The organism is Paralcaligenes ginsengisoli (assembly GCF_054781135.1).
Window position 1 is genome coordinate 370,062 of the sequence record NZ_BAAGUZ010000031.1, and the last position, 18,456, is coordinate 388,517.

The 18,456-nt window shown below is 57.7% G+C and carries 18 protein-coding genes; 7 read left to right on the top strand and 11 right to left on the bottom strand.

Features of this window, described 5'->3' with window-relative positions:
- Positions 1-74: 74 nt before the first annotated feature.
- Positions 75-965 (top strand): dienelactone hydrolase family protein, encoded by an 891-nt coding sequence (locus ACYVIS_RS15805; protein ID WP_232743201.1) that lies wholly within the window; start codon positions 75-77, stop codon positions 963-965.
- A 33-nt stretch (positions 966-998) separates the two neighbouring features.
- Here the strand turns inward: ACYVIS_RS15805 and ACYVIS_RS15810 are convergent, their stop codons facing one another.
- Positions 999-2,000 (bottom strand): Bug family tripartite tricarboxylate transporter substrate binding protein, encoded by a 1,002-nt coding sequence (locus ACYVIS_RS15810; protein WP_460874388.1) that lies wholly within the window; start codon positions 1,998-2,000, stop codon positions 999-1,001.
- Positions 2,001-2,266: 266 nt separating this feature from the next.
- On the opposite strand from ACYVIS_RS15810, the gene ACYVIS_RS15815 reads away from it, so the two are divergent.
- Positions 2,267-4,099, top strand: a complete 1,833-nt coding sequence (locus ACYVIS_RS15815; RefSeq protein WP_232743203.1) for a monovalent cation:proton antiporter-2 (CPA2) family protein — start codon at positions 2,267-2,269, stop codon at positions 4,097-4,099.
- A 29-nt stretch (positions 4,100-4,128) separates the two neighbouring features.
- Here ACYVIS_RS15815 and ACYVIS_RS15820 read toward each other — a convergent pair whose 3' ends face one another.
- From ACYVIS_RS15820 to arsC, 5 genes are all read right to left on the bottom strand, one after another.
- Positions 4,129-4,767 (bottom strand): LysE family translocator, encoded by a 639-nt coding sequence (locus ACYVIS_RS15820; RefSeq protein WP_460874389.1) that lies wholly within the window; start codon positions 4,765-4,767, stop codon positions 4,129-4,131.
- Between the two features lie 51 nt (positions 4,768-4,818).
- The gene (locus ACYVIS_RS15825) at positions 4,819-6,798 is read right to left on the bottom strand and encodes a PIG-L family deacetylase (RefSeq protein WP_460874390.1); all 1,980 of its coding nucleotides are present in this window, start codon (positions 6,796-6,798) and stop codon (positions 4,819-4,821) included.
- A gap of 282 nt (positions 6,799-7,080) precedes the next feature.
- The gene (locus tag ACYVIS_RS15830) at positions 7,081-7,875 is read right to left on the bottom strand and encodes a bestrophin-like domain (RefSeq protein ID WP_460874391.1); all 795 of its coding nucleotides are present in this window, start codon (positions 7,873-7,875) and stop codon (positions 7,081-7,083) included.
- Positions 7,876-7,968: 93 nt separating this feature from the next.
- On the bottom strand, positions 7,969-8,841 hold the full coding sequence (locus ACYVIS_RS15835; RefSeq protein WP_460874392.1) for an EamA family transporter: 873 nt from the start codon (positions 8,839-8,841) through the stop codon (positions 7,969-7,971).
- A 21-nt stretch (positions 8,842-8,862) separates the two neighbouring features.
- A complete protein-coding gene (gene arsC, locus ACYVIS_RS15840; RefSeq protein WP_232743208.1) occupies positions 8,863-9,207 on the bottom strand; it encodes an arsenate reductase (glutaredoxin) in 345 nt (114 codons plus the stop codon).
- Between the two features lie 215 nt (positions 9,208-9,422).
- Between arsC and ACYVIS_RS15845 the strand changes: the two genes are divergently transcribed.
- The 4 genes from ACYVIS_RS15845 to ACYVIS_RS15860 all read left to right on the top strand — a co-directional run bounded on the left by ACYVIS_RS15845 (position 9,423) and on the right by ACYVIS_RS15860 (position 12,168).
- Entirely contained in the window at positions 9,423-10,592 is a 1,170-nt protein-coding gene (locus ACYVIS_RS15845; RefSeq protein ID WP_460874393.1) for an MFS transporter, read from the top strand.
- Positions 10,593-10,669: 77 nt separating this feature from the next.
- Positions 10,670-11,173 (top strand): glutathione peroxidase, encoded by a 504-nt coding sequence (locus ACYVIS_RS15850; protein ID WP_460874394.1) that lies wholly within the window; start codon positions 10,670-10,672, stop codon positions 11,171-11,173.
- A 48-nt stretch (positions 11,174-11,221) separates the two neighbouring features.
- Positions 11,222-11,365, top strand: coding sequence for a hypothetical protein (locus ACYVIS_RS15855; protein ID WP_232743211.1), 144 nt, complete (start codon positions 11,222-11,224; stop codon positions 11,363-11,365).
- Complete coding sequence (locus ACYVIS_RS15860; RefSeq protein ID WP_232743212.1) at positions 11,362-12,168, top strand: RsiV family protein; 807 nt, start codon at positions 11,362-11,364, stop codon at positions 12,166-12,168. The genes ACYVIS_RS15855 and ACYVIS_RS15860 overlap by 4 nt, the downstream gene beginning before the upstream one ends.
- Positions 12,169-12,273: 105 nt before the next feature.
- On the opposite strand, the gene ACYVIS_RS15865 is transcribed toward ACYVIS_RS15860, so the two are convergent.
- The 5 genes from ACYVIS_RS15865 to mltG form a co-directional block, all read right to left on the bottom strand.
- Entirely contained in the window at positions 12,274-13,176 is a 903-nt protein-coding gene (locus ACYVIS_RS15865; protein ID WP_232743213.1) for an ankyrin repeat domain-containing protein, read from the bottom strand.
- A 68-nt stretch (positions 13,177-13,244) separates the two neighbouring features.
- Positions 13,245-14,015, bottom strand: coding sequence for a TatD family hydrolase (locus tag ACYVIS_RS15870; RefSeq protein ID WP_232743214.1), 771 nt, complete (start codon positions 14,013-14,015; stop codon positions 13,245-13,247).
- A gap of 106 nt (positions 14,016-14,121) precedes the next feature.
- On the bottom strand, positions 14,122-15,171 hold the full coding sequence (gene holB, locus ACYVIS_RS15875; RefSeq protein ID WP_460874395.1) for a DNA polymerase III subunit delta': 1,050 nt from the start codon (positions 15,169-15,171) through the stop codon (positions 14,122-14,124).
- Between the two features lie 4 nt (positions 15,172-15,175).
- Positions 15,176-15,832, bottom strand: coding sequence for a dTMP kinase (tmk, locus tag ACYVIS_RS15880; protein WP_232743216.1), 657 nt, complete (start codon positions 15,830-15,832; stop codon positions 15,176-15,178).
- Positions 15,832-16,842 (bottom strand): endolytic transglycosylase MltG, encoded by a 1,011-nt coding sequence (mltG, locus tag ACYVIS_RS15885; protein WP_232743217.1) that lies wholly within the window; start codon positions 16,840-16,842, stop codon positions 15,832-15,834. Before mltG ends, tmk begins: the two co-directional genes overlap by 1 nt.
- 173 nt (positions 16,843-17,015) lie before the next feature.
- Between mltG and ygfZ the strand changes: the two genes are divergently transcribed.
- On the top strand, positions 17,016-18,095 hold the full coding sequence (ygfZ, locus tag ACYVIS_RS15890; RefSeq protein ID WP_232743218.1) for a CAF17-like 4Fe-4S cluster assembly/insertion protein YgfZ: 1,080 nt from the start codon (positions 17,016-17,018) through the stop codon (positions 18,093-18,095).
- Positions 18,096-18,456: the final 361 nt, after the last annotated feature.

Here is an 18,456-nt window from a genome sequence, read left to right on the forward strand (position 1 = left end):
CTCTTTGCCGTGGACTGGCCATCCAGTGTGCCTGGCATCACGGCAAGCCTGCCCTGCCTCAAGGAGACCTCATCATGGAACGCAAAAAAGCCAGCGATTTTCCTGCCGGTGTTCTCAAGCTGTTTGATTCATATGTGCATGGCATGATCGGACGCCGGGAATTCCTGGATCGAGCCGCCAAGTTTGCGGTAGGCGGCTTTACCGCGGCAGCCATGCTCGAAAGCCTTAAACCCAATTACGCGTACGCCCAACAGGTCGCCAAAGACGACAGCCGGATCAAAACTCAATACCTGAACTACCCCTCGCCGCACGGGTCCGGCACCATGCGCGGATATTTTGCGCTGCCGGCCAAGCCCGCCGGCAAACTGCCAGGCGTTCTGGTGGTTCACGAAAACCGCGGGCTCAATCCCTATATCGAAGATGTGGCGCGTCGCCTGGCACTGGAAAACTTCGTGGCTTTTGCCCCCGATGCCCTGACACCTCTGGGCGGTTATCCTGGCGACGAAGAAAAAGCAACCAAGCTGTTTGCCCAGCTCGATCCGAAAAAGCGTATTGAAGATTTCGTTGCCGGGGCTGAATTTCTAAAATCGCGCCCCGAATGCACCGGCAAAATCGGAGCCGTGGGATTCTGTTTCGGCGGCGGAGTCGTCAATACCCTGGCGGTACGCCTGCCGGATCTTGCGGCAGCCGTGCCCTTTTACGGCAGCCAGCCCAGCGCGGCAGACACCGCCAAGATCAAGGCCCCTCTTCTGATTCACTATGCCGGCCTGGATGAGCGCATCGATGCCGGCTGGCCGGCTTTTGAAGCAGCGCTCAAAGCCAATGGCATCAAGTACCAGGAGTACATGTATGCGGGTGTCAACCACGGTTTTCATAACGACACGACTCCGCGTTACGACGAGGCGGCGGCCAAGCTCGCCTGGTCGCGCACCATTGCCTTTCTGAACAAGAACCTGAAGCCTTGAGCAGGCCCGGACCAGTGGCCAGGGCCGTAGAGATCAATGCAGGGAAATGTGGCGCTCGCGTATGACTCCGCCCCACTTCTGCTGTTCCGAAGCGATAAAACTCTTGAACTCGGCCGGCGTATCGCCCATGGCCTGAATACCCAGGTCATTAAGCTTCTTGACGACGGTCGGATCGGCCAGGGCTTTGGCGATGGCCAGGTTAAGCCTGCTTACGATGTCCTTGGGCGTCTTGGCGGGCACCACAACACCCTGCCATGTGTAGGCCTCGAAGCCCGGCAAACCGGCCTGGGCAAAAGTCGGCACGTCGGGCAAAGTCGAGCTGCGCTCAGGTAAAGGAATTCCCAAGGCGCGCAGCTTCCCGGAACGGACCAGCGGTGCGGCCGCCGACAGGTCGGCCATCATGAAGTCGACCTGGCCGCCCACAATGTCCTGCAAGGCAGGGGGAGTTCCTTTATAAGGCACATGGGTGGCAGTGCCTTTGATTTTTTCCAGCAACAGTTCGGCGGCCAAATGATGAGGGCTGCCATTTCCCACCGAGGCGAAGGAAAGCTTGCCAGGATTTTTTTGCACGTAGGCGACAAAATCCTGCAGATTCGCGGTCGGCAGATTGGGGCGTACCACCAGCACCACAGGCAGCCTGACCAAAGTGCTTACCGGCTCGAAATCCTTGTTGGCATCGTACGCCAGATTGGCATACAAACTGGGGTTGAGTACCAGCGTACCCTGTCCCGCGGTCATGACGGTATACCCGTCGGGCGCTGCGCGCCTGAGCTCTTGCGCGGCCACGATTGTGGCAGCGCCGGGCTTGTTTTCCACAACGATGCTGGTACCCAGTTCCTTGGACACCAATTGCGCCACCAGACGAGTCGATATGTCGCTGCCGCCGCCCGCCGAATACGGCACCAGCCAGCGTATCGGGTGGTCCGGATATGAGGCAGCCAGCGCGGGAGCCGCCAGAAAACCGAGGCAAGCCAATGCCGACAGCCGCCTGCGCCACTCAACAAATAATTTGCGATAAATAGCCGAGCCTTTCATTTTCTTCCTCTCCATTTTGTACTAATTGTGATCATGCCTTGACTTTAAGCAATAACTTAACATATCAATTATTAAAATTAACATATTAACTATTTAATTGGCATTAGGCTAAACACTAAAATCAATCCGATGGCGTGTTCCGCCACAAAATATCGGCCCTGAATCAGCGCGAGGTGCACTACTATCCTGGAAACGACAACACACTCGGGGTCAAGTCTTGCGCGCCTTGCATTGAGCGCCCGCAGCCCCAATAAGGAAATACATTCATGGAAGGCATGGGCTTGTTATGGCTGGCACTGGTTTATCTTGCGGCTGGCGTGATCTCCGTTCCCATCGCACAAAGGCTCGGGCTCGGATCGGTGCTCGGCTACCTTATTGCCGGTGCGGCAATAGGCCCTTTCGCCCTGCATCTGGTGGGCGATCAGACCGGAGTCATGCATTTTGCCGAATTCGGCGTCGTCATCATGCTGTTCCTCATCGGCCTTGAGGTCCGTCCTACTGTTCTATGGAGCATGCGCGGCGTATTTTTCGGCCTCGGCGGCGCCCAGGTCCTTGCTACGGGCCTGGCCTTGACGGCAGCGGGCCTGGCTTTAGGGCTGGATTGGCGACAGGCGGTGGCCCTGGGATTCATCCTATCCCTGTCTTCGACCGCCATCGTGTTGCAGACTTTCGAAGAAAAAGGACTCAGGCATACGCCTGCCGGGAGCGCGGCATTCGGTATTTTGCTATTCCAGGACGTATCAACCATTCCCATGTTTGCCGCCCTGCCCTTGCTGGTTGCGGGCGGAGCCGGCGCATTGAACTCGTCCGAACAAGGGATGCTGGCGGGATTCCCCGCATGGGTCCATGCGCTTGCCGTGCTGGCCGCCGTCATGCTGGTCATCGGCGCGGGCCGTTATCTGACCCGCCCCGCCTTTCGGTTTATTGCCGATACCCGCTCGCGCGAAATCTTTACCGCCTCGGCATTGTTACTGGTGATCGCGGTGGCGCTGCTCATGGAAGCGGTTGGACTTTCCGCCGCTCTGGGCGCATTCCTGGCTGGCGTAGTTCTGGCCGACAGCGAATTCAGGCGTGAGCTCGAGGGCGATATCGAACCGTTCCGGGGCCTGCTGCTGGGTTTGTTTTTTATTTCAATAGGCGCCGGCATGGATCTGGGGCTGATCGCCACCCAGCCTGTTTTGCTGGCCGGCTTCGTCATCGGCCTGATGGCCATCAAAATGATCGTTATTTACCTCGTCGCCCGGCTCTTTGGCGTGGACGGCCGGGCTGCCGCCCTGACTGCCGCCGCGCTTGCGCAAGGTGGGGAGTTTGCTTTTGTGCTGCTTGGAATAGCCTCGGCCTCGGGCATAATCACAGCTGGCATATCGGGGCTGGCGACCGCCGCGGTGGCAACATCCATGGCCCTTACTCCTTTGACCCTGATGGGCTACAAGCGCTGGTGCGCTCATGGCCTGTCTTCAATACCCGAGCCCGAAAACGAAGCCTTCGATGATCGCCCGGATGCAATCGTTGCCGGCTTCGGACGCTTTGGCCAGATCGCCGCCCGCCTGCTGATTGTGAACGGTTTTAAAACGTCGACACTGGACGCCAGTGCCGAACAGGTCGAGCTGGTGCGACGATTCGGCCGCCGGGTATATTATGGCGACGCAACGCGTCTGGATCTGTTGCGCGCTTCGGGCGCAGCCGAGGCGAAACTGTTGATCGTGGCAATCGACGACCGCGATCAGGCCGAAAGATTGGTTGAAATAGCGACCCGCCATTTTCCGAACCTTACGATTCTGGCGCGTGCCTACGACCGGCGCCACGCGTACCGTTTACTGGATAAGGGGGCTCATGTCGTTGAACGGGAAACCTTTGAGGCCGGCCTGGTTTTGGGTGCGGAAGCCCTTAAAACATTGGGGTTCAAGGAGTTTCAGGCGGCACGCGCGGCACGCCTGTTTCGTAGGCATGATGAAAATATGTTCGAGGCCCTCAAGCAAGTATGGGGGGACGACGAGCGTTTCATGGTCGCCACCAAGGAAACCAGCGAGCGCATGAACGAACTGCTGGCAGCCGATATACAAACCATGCTGCAAGAGCCCGAAAACGATCAGGCCTGACGGTTCTCTTCACTCAGGGCCTTTTCGATTCACGCCTTGCGCGCGCTGAAAAGCATGATAATGCCCAAGCCCATGACCAGCAAGCCGCCCAAAGCGCCAACTGCCCGGCCACCCGCCGGCGAACGGGCAAACCAGGCCCGCGCCCGGGCGGCTGTCAGTGCCCAGACTGTGTCGGAACAAAATCCAACCATAACCGGTATTGTGGCCAGCATCAGCATCTGCAATGTCGAGTGGCCGATTTCGCGGTGCACGAATTGAGGCAGAATCACCGCGAAAACGATAACCGCCTTGGGGTTCGTCAGGCCCACCCAAAAGCCCTGCCGCATGGAAACCAGGGCGTTTTGCGAATGTTTCTGACTCATCAGCGATGGATTGATGGCTTTGCGATTCCTGATGGCCTGCACACCCAGATAAATCAGGACCAATGCCCCCAGAATCTTGATCGCGACAAACAACAGATACGACTCTTGCAAAATAACACCGATTCCACAAGACACCAGAATGGCCACGCCATACGTTCCTAGGGAATTGCCGGCCACTGTTGCAAGTGCATTGCGCCGGCCATGGCTCAGCGCACGCCCCACAATGAACATGACGCTGGGCCCCGGAACCACAATCAGGACAATACACGCCAAAGCAATCGAAAACACTTGATCGAAATCGACCATGAAATGACTCCCGGTCTACAAGAATCGCGTAGCGTATTTTGCCTGATATTGTTATTTCATGCCGGCTTGAGCCGATAGAATGGGCGATGCGAACGGATGATCCGGGAGTCGATCGGGGTTTCCTGTGAACGATGCGCCGCCGTTGGCGGGAGGCGCCGCAAGCAGTTGAGGCGCACGCCAATTGCCATTGCCGCGAGTCCATAGCCAGTATGTTTGCCTGACCTGATTGCTGCGGCCCAGCACATACAATGTGCCGTTGATCGTACGCAGCGCCGGAGACGACTCCACATGCGTTCCCAGCACAACGGCACGAGCCCCTCCTTCGAACAGCCAAAGCCGTCCGCCGTCGTGTCCCAGGGCGGCAATGGCCACCTTGCCTTTTTCGTTCAGTCCTATGGCCGGTTGTCCGATATAGGAAAAACCCAGATCCCGGGGCGCGTCCCAGCCCTCGCCAGGAGCGCCACGCTGCGATTGAATCAACTGCAGCATATGGCCTGTTATCCGGTCCCTGACATAAAGCTCGATCAGGCCCCTGACATCACGCTGCGCCGCCAGGCCCCCAGACGTAGAGACATCGCCCAAGCGGTGCCAGTCTGTCCAACTGTCGACTCCGGGCAGCCGTTGAGAGCTCACCCAAAGGCCGCCGTTGCGATCCGAGGCGAAAACCGCCGGGTTGCCATTGGCATCAAGCGCCGCGGCAGCATTGGGCAGAGCGTCTGCAAGCCTGGGCAGGCTGGTCCAATGCCACGACTCGCCCCGTTCCGAATCCATCTCAACCGCGTAGTGGTATATCCCGTCGTTGCCCATCGCCAGCGCCGCTGGCTGCCCCTGTGCGCTGCGGGACATAAGAGGCAAATCGACTGTACGTATAGCTACCAATTCACGCCAGCCACGCCAATGCCGATCCGGATTCCGGACATTGGCCCATAAACGGCCCGTTGCGTCGCGAGCGAGTATGCCAGTACGACCATCGATCAAATTGTAGGCCGCCACGCGCCCGGGAATGCGGCCTCCGAGCGACAGCCAGGATTGATCATGGCTGCCATGAACATTCGCGGCGGAATTGGCTTCGCCGACGGCAAACAGCAGATAGCCGCCGTTTGAGTCCGCGGCAATAGCCGGCGCCAGGGTATGGCGTATAACGTAATAGGTGCGGCTTACCCAGGACGCCGCCGTACCGGCCGGTTCCTTGCAACTGGCAGGATCTTTCGGACAATAGCGGTAATCTTCCCAGGCATAGTGCTTGAATGCGACGGTTTTTGCGGAAGTTTCGGCTGCAGTCAGGTTCGAAGCGCGTTCCTGCGTGGGGTAGTCGACATAGGCCACCTCTGCATAATTGCCTGGCTCCTGCCTGATTGCGTCGCGCACCAGGCGCGCGCTGGCTATGTGATCCGGGTGATCGTTACCGATGCAGCGCCAACACAGCTTGTTGTACGGAATGCTGATGGTATCGTCCATGTGACGAATGACCGTAGGCTGGTAATCCTTGATAATGGCCGCCAGGGTGGCAACCAGCTGCGCACGGTCGTACGTTTCCGGATAGGGTCCCAGCGACTCCACAGTCGCTCCGGGAACCGATTCGGCCCGGCTGAGTGGCGTCAGGCTACCCCACCCCTTTCCCAGCCACGGATCCTTCAAGCGCATGTGTATCAGGGATACGCGTTTGTCGCCCATCAGGAAAAAACGGGCCAGATGCCGTCCGTCGAAGTCGCCGACGTCTTCCAGCCAACTGTTGGTCGTTTGCGCAATATACGAGTAAGCGGCCCGGACGCCTCGGGCGCGGCCAAGCATGTAACCCATGCCTTCGCCCCGCTCGGCGGCAGTCAGGTAGACTGTCTGCACACAACCGCCCGCGCCGATCGTTGCGTGGATATCGGGGTTCATGAAGAGCAGATCATCGTCCTGGTGGGCGACAAAAACCAGGTCTTTCATGCCATGGCATTCAGCCAGCCCAGGGGCGGCCCACGCCGGCGCAATGCAGCCTGCCCAAACGAGCACGCTCAACGCAGCAAGCCATCGTATGGCGCTCACAACGGTCCTTTCATTCAAGCCTATGAAAACGTTACTCTATTAAGTGTCGGGGAAAGCCGGCAACGGCATGCCAGGGACCACGGAACGCACCATTGCAGTGCAAGTGGTGCTCGTCAACGTCGAGAAAATGCGATTCTATTCCTATCCGTGCAAATTCAGTATCAAAACCCTCTGGGATTTCGGCAAACTGTTGTTTCCATGGGAAATATTCCGACCTCGGACGACAGGTTTTGAGTCACATCGAGCCGAGGCGAAACCACGCAGACGCATCAGCCCGCAAATTCAGTGATAGGTACGCGCCAGGGCACGCTCGATCGGTGCCGATGAAATGGTCGTGACCCCGGTAAACGGCTCATCGTAAGCCGCAATCAAAAAGATGGTTACCCCGAAGCCCAACGAAAACAGAGTCATGGAAATGGCCAGCGACCGCCGAAAGCCCAGGTGGAGTTCGGCCATGACACACGCCGATACGAACAACATGACGAAAACCGCGACCCACTTCGGCATTCGGACGCTGGACTGTGCAATAGCCAGCCGGGTGCCGCGGGCCGCTTCAATGCGCAGTATGTATCGGCGCAACTCTTTGCCGCCGATGCTGCGCACTGAATTGGGCACCCCGGTCTGGAGCTCCACCGCCTTGAGCGCCAGGTTCTCAAGGTAATCTTCCGCCTCTTGGCTGGCTCCGCCGTGCCGTCCCATCATGGGCCACTCGGTATGAATCACCGCACGCCCATAATTCCGGATCAGGGCCGCGACAGGCTGTCCATCGGTCGCTGACAGATACTTCGCCACCCGCAGACTATCTGCGATCGCAGTGGCTTCCTGTTCGACAGCCACCCGCCCTTTTTCATCTGCCTGCCAGACATCATTGGCCACAAAGGCAAGTACCATCCCGGTGGGCAGGAGGATCCCGGAAAGCATGGTGTTGATTAGAGTGGTGCCTTTTTTATTGGGGAAAAACCTGCCCACGAACTTCATGACCAGCGTGGCAACGACCGTCAGCAGTCCCATGGCCAAGATGCAAATCACAAAAAGTATATAGTCCGGCAATTCAAGCAAATAATCGTATGGGTTCATTGGCGCTTCCTGATTTTTGCCGATTTAATCACACTCGGCGCTCGGCGCACATTGTGAAATACCCGGTCACAAACCCATCGACCGTCGCAAGGTCTACGGCTGCGCCAGAGCAATCACACCTGCGATAATCGCCAGGCAACCCGCCAGGCGGGCCGCGTTTACTTTCTCCTTGAGTATGAAAAAGCTGGCCACAGTGCCTATCATCAAGGACATTTCACGCAAAGGCGCAATCATGCTGACCTGTGCGCCCTGCTGCAAAGCATACAGCACCAGGATATAGCCCAACGGCGACAGCAGCCCTACTGCCACCGCCAGGCGCCACTTTCCCTGCATTTGTTGAATCACGGCCTGGCGCCGTACCCATGCCGTTGGGGCCATGATCAGGGTAATCGTCAAGCCGCAAAACCAGTCAAGCACTACCGGTGCTATATACAGCCACTTGACACTGTAGGCGTCAGCGACGGTATAGCAGGCAATCAGCAAGCCCACCAGCAAGCCCCACCGCACACCCGTCCATGCGCGAGCCTGCGAAAAAATACGCCAATTGCCTTGTGTCGCAATCAGCAAAACGCCAGCCACGACACACAGCATGCCGCCGATCTTGGAAAAAGAAGGGTCTTCACCCAGCCATAGGTAAGCGCCCGCGCTAGCCAGCACAGGCCCGGTACCGCGTCCTATGGGATATACGACAGAGAGATCGGCGACTTGATAGCCGCGCTGCAAGGACAGGCCATAGGCAAGATGTATGACACTGGAGAGCAATATAAACCCCACCACAGTGCCGCTCCACGCCATGCCATTGACCACCAGGACATAAATCACCCAAGGCGCAAGCAGTACAGTCGACGAAAATCGGTACGCCAGCACAAAGGCCGCTCCGGCCGAAGCAGCCCGTTTCGCAATCAGGTTCCATGAGGCATGAAAGACAGCGGCCAAAAAAACCAGCGCAAAGATCTGGGAAGTCATCCGGGAGCGCGGGACCCGTACTTAAAGTATGTCGTTGACCACGTCAGCAGGCCGGCATAGCCGCGTTCCCTTGACAGTAACCACAAACGGCCGGTTCATGAGTATGGGATGAGCCATCACGGCATCAATAAGCTGCTCGTCGCTCAGTGCAGGATTATCGAGCTGCAGATCCTGGTAGACCGTTTCTTTGCTGCGCATGGCTTCACGCACGGAAAGCCCCGCATTTTTAATAAGCGCCACGAGTTCGGCACGACTTGGAGGATGATTGAGGTATTCGATTATTTCAGGCTGTTCGCCATGCTCTTGAAGCATTTGCAGCACAGTGCGCGAGGTTCCGCAGCGCGGATTATGATAGATTTTTGTCATGGCATCGAATGTGGTGTTTCAGGAGGGAAAGCCAAGCATGATAGTAAACGATTCGGGGCCATGCTCATGCGCGCCTCCGGGAGGCAGACGTGGATGCCAGGCCACATGTGCCGGAAAAGCATGAAGGGCTGGCGTGATTCAGCGTAGAATACGGGTTTTCCCTAGGTTGCTGAGACAGAATCGCCAACCTCCATCAAGAGCCCTTTTCCTGTTTTATGTCCCTGCCTCTTATCGCCCTGGCTGCCGCAGCGTTCGGTATCGGAACCAGTGAATTTGTAATCATGGGCCTGCTGCCCAATGTAGCCGCCGATCTGGGCGTTTCCATCGGCATTGCCGGCTTGTTGATAACGGCATATGCCCTGGGTGTCGTTGTCGGCGCGCCAATTGTTGCCGTAGCCACCTCAAAGTGGCCGCGTAAAGCCACCCTGATAGGTTTGGCCAGCACCTTTGTGCTGGGAAACTTATGCTGCGCCTTGTCGCCCTCTTATCACTGGCTGATGACGGCGCGCGTCCTGACGGCGTTCTGTCATGGGGCCTTTTTCGGAATCGGCGCCGTCGTTGCTGCCGACCTGGTGCCCCGAGCACAGCGCTCGCAAGCCATTGCACTGATGTTCACCGGCCTGACCCTGGCCAATGTGCTGGGCGTGCCGCTGGGAACCTGGCTCGGCCAAATGGCCGGATGGCGTTCTGCCTTCTGGGCTGTCTCGGGAATTGGCCTATGCGCCGTGCTGGCTTTAGGATGCTGGCTACCCGGCAGGCTGCCTATGCAGCAAACCAATATTGTGAGCGAATTCAGAGTATTGAAGAACCTGAAAGTGCTTTGGCCCTTGCTGGCCAGCGTGCTTGCTTCGGCCGCGCTTTTTTGCGTGTTCACATACATTGCTCCCCTGTTGCAAGAGGTCAGTGGAATTTCCGAGCGCGGCGTCACCGGAGTGCTGTTGTTATATGGGGTGGCGCTTACGGTCGGCAGCACTCTGGGCGGCAGATTGGGAGGCCGCCATCTGGAAGCCGGCCTGCGCTGGATTTTCGCAAGCCTGGCGCTGATTTTTATTATTCTGACATTGGTACTGCCTTATTGGATACCGGCCCTGCCTGTCCTGTTTGTCTGGGGAGTGCTGGGGTTTTCGCTGGTCCCCATGTTGCAAACTCTGGTGGTCGACCAGGCGGCCGAAGCGCCCAATCTGGCTTCAACCCTGAATCAGGGTGCATTCAATCTTGGAAATGCCGTCGGCGCCTGGCTGGGCAGCCTCGCCATACGCCATCATATGGCTATCGGACACTTGCCCTTGCTGTCGGCGCTGATTTCCGCCAGCGCGCTGGTGCTGGTAATTTGGGGTACGGCGCGCCATGGCCGCTTGCCCGCTCCGCTGACCGCAGGTGCCTGATCGGCAAGTTTGCGGCGCATGCCCGCTCCCTGTTAAAGTGTAAGCCAGTCAACCACTGGTTCGTTCGACGTTCACTTATGACATCGATTCATGTGTTTTCGGCACCTTCCCTGACGGGCGAAATCATCGATTTCTCCCGCTTCCGGAATCAAATTGTACTGGCCGTGAACGTGGCATCGGAATGCGGCTTTACGCCTCAATACGAAGGGCTTGAAGCCTTGTACCGCGATTACAAGGACCGCGGTTTTGTGGTGCTGGGATTTCCCTGCAACCAGTTCGGCCATCAAGAACCGGGCAATGCCGACCAGATTCAATCCTTTTGCTCGAGCACCTATGGGGTAAGCTTTCCCCTATTTCAAAAAATTGACGTCAACGGCCCTCAAGCCCATCCCTTTTTCATCTGGCTCAAAAACGAGAAAGCGGGAGTCCTGGGAACCCGCGGCATCAAATGGAATTTCACCAAGTTTCTGCTCGGCCGCGACGGGCAAGTACTGCGGCGCTTCGGCTCAAGCACTACGCCGCAAGAGTTGCGGCCCTCCGTCGAACAGGCGCTGGCCGCACCGGATGTGCATTACACATAAGTGCACCGGGACAGCCCGATTGACACAGCACCCAATTAAAGGATGAACATGATTGATCTTTTCTGCCGGACAAGCCCCAACGACCACAAAATGGGCAACATCGCCCTCGTCAATCCTGCACCCGCCGCGGCTTTTGATGAGCCGGCACGTAAAGTGCCGCTTGGCCAGGACACTCAAACCGTTAAACAATGAAACTCGTCACACGCACCATGCGGCTGGGCCCGGCCTTTGCCGTTCTTACTCTGCTGGCCGCTTGCGCCAGCGGGCCAAGCGGCAATATCTCGCTGATACCCGCCGATCAGATCGCCGCCCAGACCAGCAAGGACGGGCTTTTTACGCAGCCCATCAAATGGGAGCACACAAAGCCTGGGTGCAAAGGAGAATGCCCAACGCTCAAACTGGATTCCCTGGTATTCCCGGGGGTTCCCAAGCTGACCGAACTTGTCGACCATGCCCTGGCGGTAATGACCGGGGTCAGCACCACCCGCATTCATCCTTACGATACCGTTGCCGGCTATCAGGATTATTTCTGGAAAACGGCGGCCCCACGCGATTCGACGCTGTTGGCGGCCAAGGCCAGGTATCGAAACAAATACCTGACGGTCATAGAATTGAATACATGGCAGTATCTCACCGGCGCGGCGCATGGAATCTCAGCCACGCAATTTCTGAACTGGGATAACAGCAGGCATCTGGTACTGGGGCTGGATGAAATTCTGCAAGCCGGCCAGCAGGCTGCCTATGTTTCGGCCTTGAAAGAAGCGCACAGCCGGTGGCTGGCTGACAATCCCGATGCCCGGCGCGATCCCGCTACCTACGCGCGGATCTGGCCATTTCAGCCGAGCGAGAATTTTGCCTTTACCGACCAGGGCCTGGTCGTGAAATACGATTCATACCAAATCGCTCCATATTCCGCAGGACAGCCGGAACTGCTGATACCGTACGCGGCCCTGCAAGGCATTTTGAAGCCGGAATATATGCCTGCCCAGAACTAAATGCAGGCCGAGCCCGTGCAAGGCACGGGAAATTTTGCTTCATGGTGTCGATGCGCCGGTCAGAAGTGCATCGACACCGTCCGCTTTTCACCCACTTGCCTTCGATCAATGTGACGCGTTGGGATCGATATCGGCCGGATTGAAATACCGCGACGACGAATTGTCCGCTGGCTTGCCCGTCGCCGCTCCATTTGAAGCAGCCGGTACGGCGGCGCCGGGTTGAGCGGTTTCCGCTTCTGGCATGCCTCCCGCGGCAGGAACCGTTGCATTCGTGCCGGCGCCGGATGCTTCTGAAGCCGCTTCCTGCGCCTGATTTTTGGCGTGCTGGATGGCCCGCTGATCTTGTGTCTTTTTGATCAGGGCGGCAAGCTGCTTGGCCAGGTCATCGTGTTTTCTCAAATGAGCCCAATCCGCCGCATCATGGTGGTCGAGGTTTTGGGTAGTGACCTCGGCTCCCGCATCAAGCAAAGCCTGCACTACCGGCTGGCTGCCCGAGAAGGCGGCCATCATCAGGGCGGTGGTGCCGTCGGGAGCGGGCGCGTCGACAATGGCTTTGTGCGCGATCAGCATCTTGACGGTGTCCAGGTGCCCCTTGGAGGCGGCGTACTGCAAAGGGGTCCAGCCCAGGCGATTCACTTTCGCGCCACGATTGATCAACGCTTCAGCCCTTTTTGTCTGCCCCGCTATGGCCAGATACATCAGCGGGGTTTCATTATTGGAGTTGACCGCGTCGATTGCCGTTTTTCTATCGCCAGCCAATATATCGTACACATGCCAGGCGCCGTCGCGAATTGCCTGCATGATCGCCGGCTGTCCTTGGGTGTTGGCCTCATTGGGATCGGCTCCCTGAGCCAGCAGGGTTTGAACATCGGCCGCACGGTCATTGCTGATGTCGTTCCACCAGACAGCAGGGTTCGCGGCGTAAGCAGCCACGCAGAAGACCAGGCAAGCCAGGGCCAGGCCTGAGCCTACGATTTGCTTTGATTGGAAAGTAATTTTTTGTTTCATATCAGCTTATTACGAATAATATATGATGTAATTCATCTAATAATTTATTTTAAATAAATTACTTTAAATTAATTTTTTATCTTATTGAAAAGATTAAAAAAATTAGAAGTTGAATGTTCTGCAATAGCTGAAACCGGGATGCCCCGCAAATCAGCTATTTTTTCAGCGACATGAACCACCTTGGACGGGTCGTTGAGCTTGCCGCGATGGGGAACCGGTGCAAGATACGGCGAATCGGTTTCAATCAGCAAACGATCCAAAGGCAATTTCCTGGCCAAATCGTGCAGGTCGCCCGCATTTTTGAATGTCACGATGCCCGACAGGGAAATATAAAAATTCATGTCCATGGCGGCCTGGGCCACCTCCCAGGACTCGGTAAAACAGTGCATTACACCGCCATATTCGTCCGCACCCTCTTCCTTCATGATACGCAAAGTATCGGCGCTTGCCGATCGGGTATGAATGATCAAGGGCAGACCGCTTTGCCTGCTGGCCCGGATATGTGTCCTGAAACGATCGCGTTGCCATTCCAGGGGCTCGGTCAGGCGAAAATAATCCAGCCCGGTTTCACCGATCGCCACCACTTTGGGCGCTTGAGCCAGGCGCACCAGTTCATCGACCGTGGGTTCGGGCGTGTCTTCATAGTCGGGATGCACCCCGACCGAAGCATACAAATACGGGTATGGCGCCACCAAATCCATGATCCCAGGCCAATCAGAAAGATTCACGCTGACCACCAATGCGTGGCTGACGCGATTATGCGCCATGCGGCCTAATATATCGGGCAGATTTTTGGCGAGATCGGGAAAATTCAGATGACAATGAGAATCAACGTACATGGCAGGTTTCGGTAATAAATCTTTGCATTGCTGCGGCTTGCCGCCAGCGTGGCGGCACCACGGGCATTTTACTGAATGATGAAGAAATGACCCCGGCCGGCGCCAGCTACGAAACCGGACGACAAGCCAGCGCAACGCGTTGCAGCATACTGTGGACCAGCAATTTGGCGTTCAAGGGATGGCTGGCCACCGCGCGCTGCTGAACCAGCCATTTGCCAGTATCGCTCAGATTCGCTATGGACGCGCGCTCAGCGGTAATTTGTATCTTTTTCTGGAGCCCCGGAAAATAACGAACCGGCACGCCCGATGCGGCCAGCGACAAATCCAGGAACAGGCGCTGCAACGCATCAATCCATACGCCGGGCGGCTCTTTTTCGAGCATGTCTGCAAAACGCCCTATGTCAGGCACCTGGGCCTGGGCAAGAGAGCCCAGCAGTTCCGCCAGCCATTCGGGACAGGCGGCCGATCCGCTGCGCGCCAGCTTCAGGGCCGACAAAGGAGCGCCTCCGGCCGCGGCCAGCCATGAATCCGGACTGGCAAGGCCCTGCGCCAGCAGCCACTCCTGGCTATCGGCCGCGGAAGGAATGGCCAAGGGCAGACGCCGGCACCGGGACACAAGCGTAGGCAGCAAGCGGTCCGGTGCATCGGCCACCAGCAAAAATACCGTATAGTCGGGGGGTTCTTCCAGTACCTTCAACAAGGCGTTTGCCGAGATGCCGTTGAGCGCCTGGGCTGGATACACTACCGCGACACGCCATCCGCCGCGATGCGTGGCGGTATTGAACCAGTGGTTCAGCGCCCGCAATTGATCGACCCGTATTTCTTTGGACGGCGCTTTCTTGGCTGACGCTGTGCCGGTATCTTCTTCGTCGACAGCTTCCGCGCCTTCTTCGAGTGCAACGGCGTCGGGCCGGATACGACGCAAATCGGGATGATTGCCGCTGGCCAGCCACTGGCACGCAGCGCAATGCCCGCACGCCAGGCCCTGAACCGGTGCTTCGCACAGCAGGCTTGCCGCCGCAGCCAGAGCAAATTGCTGCTTGCCGATTCCCGCCAGGCCATGCAGAAGCCAGGCGTGCGCGAAACGCTCGCGCTGGCTCAGCCATGATTGGGCCACTTTTTCCTGCCAGGGCAAAAATCGCGGGATTTCGCTCATGGCCTCAAACCCCCTGCTCCGGCTCGCAAGAGGCCTGATGTATTTGGATCAGAGCTTCGAGCTGCTGCGACAGGTCGTGCCGGACGACATCGATGGGGCGGGTCGAATCGACCACCCGAAAGCGTTCCGGGTACTGTCTTGCACGCTCGTGGTAGGCGTGTCGGGTACGTTCAAAAAAGGCGGCGCCTTCCTGTTCGAATCGATCCAGTTCGCGCGTATGCGCCAGGCGTTCGCGGGCAACCGCCAAAGGAACGTCGAACAGCCAGGTGCGGTCCGGCTGCAAATCAGGATGCACCCACTGTTCGAGCGACTCGATCATGGCCCCTCCAAGCTCGCGTCCGCCACCCTGGTAGGCATAACTGGCATCGGTAAATCGATCGCATACCACCCATTGCCCGCCTGCCAGTGCGGGTTTGATGACAGTTTGCAGATGCTCGCAGCGAGCTGCGAACATCAGCAAGGTCTCCGTCTTGAGGTGCATGGCCTGGCCCAGTACCATTTGCCGCAATTGCTCGCCCAGTTCGGTTCCGCCGGGTTCACGGGTCGAAATGACCGGCAAGCCGCGGCGCCTGAGTTCCTCGGCCAGCCATTGCACGTGGGTGCTTTTGCCTGCGCCATCAAGGCCTTCGAGAGTAATAAAACAACCGCGCTGAATCTGCATCAGTGATTGGTTCCCAGAATGTACTTGGACACAGCGCGATTATGCGCCGACAAATCCTCGGAAAATTCGCTGGTGCCGTCGCCGCGCGAGACAAAATACAAGAATTTATTAGCCTCGGGGTGGACTGCCGCCAATAGCGACGCCCGCCCCGGGCTTGCTATGGGCGTGGGGGGCAAGCCTGTACGCGTATACGTATTCCAGGGCGTATCGGCCGTCAGGTCGCTTTTGCGAATTTTCCCCTGGTAAGACGTCCCCATGCCATAAATAACGGCAGGATCGGTCTGCAAAGGCATATTGAGCCGCAGGCGGTTGACGAACACTCCTGCAATACGGTTGCGATCGGCGCCATGACCGGTTTCTTTTTCGATGATCGACGCCAGTATCAAGGCCTCGTAAGGCGTCTTTATCGGTAAGCCGGCGTCACGCTCGTCCCATATGGACGCGAGTTGCTGCTGGCCCGCATGATAGGCGCGGCGCAAAATATCAAAATCGCTGGAATCAGGCACAAAAACATACGTGTCGGGGTAAAACAGGCCTTCGGGGCTGCTTTCGCTTGCGCCCAGGCGTTTCAAGATCTCGGCATCCGAAACGCCATCCAGCGTCTGCTTGATTTGGGGGTTGTCATGCAGCGCCTGACGTATACGCCGGTAGGTCCAGCCCTCTACCAGCGTGATGTGGGTTTGAGTCATTTCGCCGTTCGCCATGCGGTCCAGCAAAGTCCAGGGAGTATCGCCCTGCATGGCTTCATAGGCCCCCGCTTTGATCAATTTGTCCTGGCCGCTTAAACGGGCCAGCGCCACAAAAGCATTTTCATTGATGTTTATTCCGGATTTCAACATGGATTTGGCAACCGCCCTGGGGCGGCTGCCAACCTCGACCAGATAATCGATGCGATCGGCCTTGAGGGTGACCGGGCTGTTGGCCCAGAACCACGCCGCCGCTGCAGCCGCCGCGGCAAACAGCAGGCACAGCACGAGCAGGTACACGAGAAGCGAGCGAAATTTTTTCATTATTCGGAGTGTAGCCGAGTCGCTGCGGGAGCCTGGTAAGTGCATGCTTCATCGCTTGGCGACCCGCCATTAAGCCCTAAACATTTGAATGTTATCCGAGCGGCGTTTCAATAAGCCCGCTATGATAATCGCTACGCTAATTTGTGTCTCTTGTTGCGAGTACTGTTGCACCCATGAAAGATTCTTTACTTTTCGCCACAGCTTTGGATGATCTGGCCCTCATCGAAATCGCCGGAGCCGATGCGCTCAGTTTTCTCCACAGCCAACTTACACAGGATGTGGCCAACCTTCCCGAAAATACAGCCCGCCTGGCCGGTTATTGCACGCCCAAAGGGCGTTTGTTGGGCACACTGGTGCTTTGGCATGCCGGCACGGCGGAAAGTCCCATCGTGCATGCCCTGGTCAAGGCAGATATTGCCGACGCACTCATTAAACGCCTGTCCATGTATGTGTTACGCGCCAAAGCCAAGCTGCGCCGGACAACGCTGAGAGCCTGTGGGATAGCCATATCCCGCGGTGTCGCGGCCGTTTCATCGAATACCGATGAAGCGGCGGCCAGCCGGCCCCAGGCGTTTGCAAGTGATCTGGATAGCCTGCCCGCCCATCCCGCCGCCTGGTCGGTGGTGCATGCGGCAACAGGAGCATGGATAGCGGCTCCCTGCGCCGATTCGGGTATTGACCGCTGGTGGTACGTCGCACACGACACTTCTTCAGGCTTGCCGGCGGCAGGCGCCGCAACTCAACAGGCAGCCGATGGCAGTGCAATGGGGCTGGAGGAATCCGCCCAAGGGCCGGGCAATGCCTTCTGGCAGGCGGGCGATATCGCTGCGGGCCTGCCCTGGGTAGTGGCGGCCACACAGGATGTATTTATCCCACAAACACTGAATCTTGATCTTATAGATGGGGTCAGCTTCAGCAAAGGCTGCTATCCAGGCCAGGAAGTGGTTGCCCGTAGCCACTATCGCGGCACGGTCAAGCGTCGCATGGCATACGGACTGGCGTCGACTCCCTCCACTACAGCAGCGTCCGGACTGCCTGGTTTGGATATCTACGACTCTCTTCACCCTGACAATCCATGTGGCAGGGTAATCAATGCAGCCGGCGACGATAACGCGGCGGCGAACGGCAAAATGCATTTACTGCTTGAAATCCAGCTTTCCGACCTGGGCTCGGCGGCATTCAGGCTAGGCCAGGCCGATGGCCCAGCCATCGAGCTGCAAGCTCTGCCCTATGAAATCAAGGCCGGCGACTAGAGTATTCTTGGTTCAAGTGTTTAGGACACTGGACGCGTTTCAGTCGATTTTTTTGAGCCGTTTTTAGATTTGATCTGTGAATTTGAGCTGCTTGTACAGGCTTGAATGATGAGGTTGGACGGTGCGTTGCTGTGTGGGCGGCGGTTAATTCTATAAAGACGCCGCAGGGCGGGCGGTGCTGTGCAGTCCGGCACGTCCAGCGGTCGGCTAGCTGCGCTATCCGACTGCCCGGGTCTGCCTCGTCCAGGCGGGCGTCGGGCCAACTCGCGTCGCCCCGCGTTGCGGGTCGCCACTCAAACAGCGCCCGCCGAAAGCCCCCGCCTTCCCTTCGTCAGTACATGGACGCCCCTAATTTGCCTAG